Source organism: Brevundimonas sp. UBA7534, assembly GCF_002479325.1.
Lineage (GTDB): Bacteria > Pseudomonadota > Alphaproteobacteria > Caulobacterales > Caulobacteraceae > Brevundimonas.
Genome location: NZ_DLMO01000076.1, coordinates 1 through 3,364, shown reverse-complemented (window position 1 = coordinate 3,364; position 3,364 = coordinate 1). Strand labels below are relative to the sequence as shown.

Below are 3,364 nucleotides of genomic sequence, written 5' to 3'. Positions count from 1 at the left end.
GTGGCAGTCCCTAGGGGAATCGAACCCCTCTTTTCAGGTTGAAAACCTGACGTCCTAACCGATAGACGAAGGGACCGCGGCCGGGGCGGCGCATTTGCCCCGGTTCGCGGCTCTCCGCAAGAGGAAATTACGCCGCGGCGGCCGCGGGCTGTTCCACCAGGGCGTCCAGCGCCGGGATCAGGTCGGCGATCAGGTCCTCGACGTGCTCCAGCCCGACCGACAGCCGCACCAGGCCATCCCCGATTCCAGCGGTCGCGCGCTGTTCCGGCGTCATGGCGGCGTGGGTCATGGTGGCCGGGTGGGCGATCAGGCTTTCGACCCCGCCCAGCGATTCCGCCAGGGTGAAGATCTCCAGGCTTTCGACCAGATCGCGAACGGCCTCGGTCCCGCCGGCCAGTTCGAAGCTGAGCATGGCGCCCGGGCCGGCCTGCTGGGCGGCGACCAGGGCGTGGGTCGGGTGCGACTTCAGCCCCGGATAGTTGACCGAGGCCACGGCCGGGTGGGCCTCCAGCAGTTCGGCGATGCGGCCGGCGGTGGCCTGCTGGCGCTCGATGCGAGCGAACAGGGTGCGCACGCCGCGCAGGGTCAGATAGGCGTCGAACGGCGATCCGGTCACGCCGGTGCAGTTCGCCCACCAGGCCAGCTGCTCGTGATCGGCCGCATCGGCCGAGACGACGGCGCCGCCGACCACGTCGGAATGGCCGTTGATGAACTTGGTCGTGGAATGGACCACGAAGTCGGCGCCCAGCTTGATCGGGTTCTGCAAGGCGGGAGACAGGAAGGTGTTGTCGCAGACGACCTTGGCGCCGGCGGCATGGGCGCGGGTGCAGATGTCGGCCACGTCGACCAGGCGCAGCAGGGGATTGGACGGCGTCTCGACCAGGACCAGTTTGGGCTTCAGCGCCAGGGCCTTTTCGAGGGCTTCGGGATCGCCCTGGTCGACCAGCAGCAGTTCGAAATGCCCCTTGCGCGCGCGGGCGTTCAGCAGGCGGCAGGTGCCGCCATAACAGTCGTGCGGGGCGATCAGCAGGTCGCCGGGCTCCAGCAGGGCCAGCGGCAGGTCCACCGCCGCCATGCCGGTGGCGGTGATGACGGCGCCCGCGCCGCCTTCCAGCTCGGCCAGGGTCTCGGCCAGGACGTCGCGGGTCGGATTGCCCGAGCGGCTGTAGTCGTACTTCCGCTTCTGCTCGAAGCCGGCAAAGGAATAGTTCGACGACAGGTACAGCGGCGGCATGACCGCGCCGTGCGCCGTGTCCGAGTCCACGCCCGTGCGGGCGGCGATCGTGTGCGGGGAGGCGAAGCGGGTCATGCTTTGATGTCCTTGAAGGCGGTGCGGAGGATGTCGCCGACGAAGGCGTCCTCCTTGAGGAAGGCGTCGTGGCCGTAGAGGGAGGGCGCCTCGACGAAGCGCCACAGGGTCGGCAGGCGGGCGGCCAGCTCACGCATGTCGTCGATCGGCACCAGCCGGTCGGAGGTGAAGCCGATCAGGGTGACGGGGGTGGAGATGGCCTCGGGCGTCACGCTGTGGCGGTCGATCGAATCCGACATCGACAGCCAGCGCGCCGGGGTGGTGTGGGTGCGGTAGGCCTGACCACGCGCGGTCAGATAGTCGCAGATCGGATAGTTCTGGCCGGCGCCGGCGGGGGCGGTGGTGTCGAAGCGTTCGTCGAACTCCTCGGCCGTGCGGTAGGTGGTCATGGCCAGCTCGCGGGCCAGGGCGACGCCCTCTTCGGGGCGGCCGGCGTCCACGGCGAACTGCAGGATGCGGCGCTGGATGCCGCGCCAGGCCGTGGCCTGGGGGTGCGCCCGATGGGCGGCCGAGACGACGATCAACTGGTCGGCCCGGTCGGGGAACAGCTCCGCGAAGGCCAGGGCGACCATGCCGCCGTAGGAGCAGCCGACGAAGGCGGCGACGCGCGCGACCTTCAGGTGGTCCAGCAGCAGGGCCAAAAGGCGCGCCTGGTCCTGGGTGGTGATGGTGACGGGCCGATCGGCGAACGCCGCGCCGGGCGCGAAGTCGAACGACAGGACCTGGAGGCGCGACAGGTCGATCGGGCCGCGCACCGACACGGCGCCCGACCACCAGCCCAGACCGTTGGTCTCGGTGCGGTGCACGAAACGGCCTGCGGAGATACCGCCTGCGACCACCACGACGGGGGCGCCGGCGCGGCCGTGGATGCGGCCGACGACGCTGGACTGGTTCAGCTTTTCGCCCGAGGCCAGGCGGAAATCGGCGGGGAGGGGCACGGCGACGTCGCGGGCGCCGCCGCGTTCGCGGGTCGGCGGCGCGGGGGCGCGGACGGGCGTTTCGGTCGGCTGGGGCCGACAGAAGGGCACTTCGAACAGGGAGGTTTCAGCCAGGGTCATCAATCGTCTTCCGCATCGTCTCGCTCAGCAAGGCTCGATACGGTGACAGATCGTGGGGCATCGCCTTGTCGATGCTCCACTCATCTCTCGCGGCCCCGAGGGACCCCGCAGGAGTTGGCACCGTTTCGGGCGGAACCCGATGGTTGCCCCGGCGTCAAAGGGCCTAATCCCTCAGCCGGTCTTGATGAGTGCTTTTAGGGATGGTGGAGCCACCCTTTTTCGTCAAGAGAAAAATTAAACCCCTTCATCAAGAAGGCCGGGCCCACAAGGGGCTGAAACCCATCAAAAGCGCAGAAAGATGAAAAAATCATCCAACGGCCTATTGACGCGCGGGGCCGGCTTGGACACCTTGGGGGCATCTTCAACCGGATCACGCCCCGGACCTTTCCGTGCTTCAGCGCTCGATCATCGCCGAAACTCTCGCCATCGCCGGCCTCGCCGCGACGCGTTTCGGCATGATTATCGGCACCGGCACCACCACCACCATGCCCTCACGGGCGGGACGAGTTTAGCGCGCCGAAATCCGGCCACGCAGAACCCGAACCCCGCCCGGTCCGCCTGGCGGGGTTTTTCTTTTTCACCCCACGCTTCCACCGAAAAATCCGAGAAACCCCGATGTCCGCCTCCCTCGCCCTGGTCGAAAATCCCGACGCGCTCAAGCCAAAGTCCAAACCCGCCGCGCACGCCGCGCCCGAAGTCGTGGTGCTGAAGTTCGGCAGCTCCATCCTTCGCGGCCCGGACGATGCGCCGCTGGTGGCCTCGGCCTGCTACGGCCATGTCCGGGCGGGCCGAAAGGTGGTGGCGGTGGTGTCCGCCTTCGCCGGGGCGACCGACCGCCTGCTGGCCGAAGCCCGCGCGCTGGGCCTGCCGCACTCCAACGCCCTGCTGCCGGGCTATGTGGCGCTGGGCGAGGAGAAGTCGGCCGCTCTGGTGGCCGTGGCCTGCGACCGGGTGGGCCTGGACGCCTGCGCCCTGTCGGTGCGCGAACTGGGCATCG

3 protein-coding genes, 1 tRNA gene, 1 pseudogene and 1 riboswitch are annotated in these 3,364 nt (G+C 68.9%); of the genes and pseudogenes, 2 read left to right on the top strand and 3 right to left on the bottom strand.

Features of this window, described 5'->3' with window-relative positions; translation table 11 throughout:
- Nucleotide 1: 1 nt before the first annotated feature.
- The 3 genes from B2U11_RS05870 to metX all read right to left on the bottom strand — a co-directional run bounded on the left by B2U11_RS05870 (nt 2) and on the right by metX (nt 2,367).
- Nucleotides 2-76, bottom strand: a tRNA-Glu gene (locus tag B2U11_RS05870).
- 51 nt (nt 77-127) lie between these two features.
- On the bottom strand, nt 128-1,309 hold the full coding sequence (metB, locus tag B2U11_RS05865; protein WP_292070554.1) for a cystathionine gamma-synthase: 1,182 nt from the start codon (nt 1,307-1,309) through the stop codon (nt 128-130).
- Nucleotides 1,306-2,367, bottom strand: coding sequence for a homoserine O-succinyltransferase MetX (gene metX, locus B2U11_RS05860; protein WP_292070553.1), 1,062 nt, complete (start codon nt 2,365-2,367; stop codon nt 1,306-1,308). The genes metB and metX overlap by 4 nt, the downstream gene beginning before the upstream one ends.
- Nucleotides 2,368-2,444: 77 nt before the next feature.
- Nucleotides 2,445-2,558: riboswitch (SAM riboswitch) on the bottom strand.
- A 198-nt stretch (nt 2,559-2,756) separates the two neighbouring features.
- Between metX and B2U11_RS05855 the strand changes: the two genes are divergently transcribed.
- Nucleotides 2,757-2,879, top strand: a complete 123-nt coding sequence (locus B2U11_RS05855; protein ID WP_292070552.1) for a hypothetical protein — start codon at nt 2,757-2,759, stop codon at nt 2,877-2,879.
- Between the two features lie 103 nt (nt 2,880-2,982).
- Nucleotides 2,983-3,364: pseudogene (locus tag B2U11_RS05850) on the top strand (homoserine dehydrogenase); the annotation flags it as partial.

What these genes read in the sequence shown, in the direction of transcription:
- metX (WP_292070553.1), bottom strand. Translation starts at nt 2,367, where the DNA reads ATGACCCTGGCTGAAACCTCCCTGTTCGAAGTGCCCTTCTGTCGGCCC.
- metB (WP_292070554.1), bottom strand. Translation starts at nt 1,309, where the DNA reads ATGACCCGCTTCGCCTCCCCGCACACGATCGCCGCCCGCACGGGCGTG.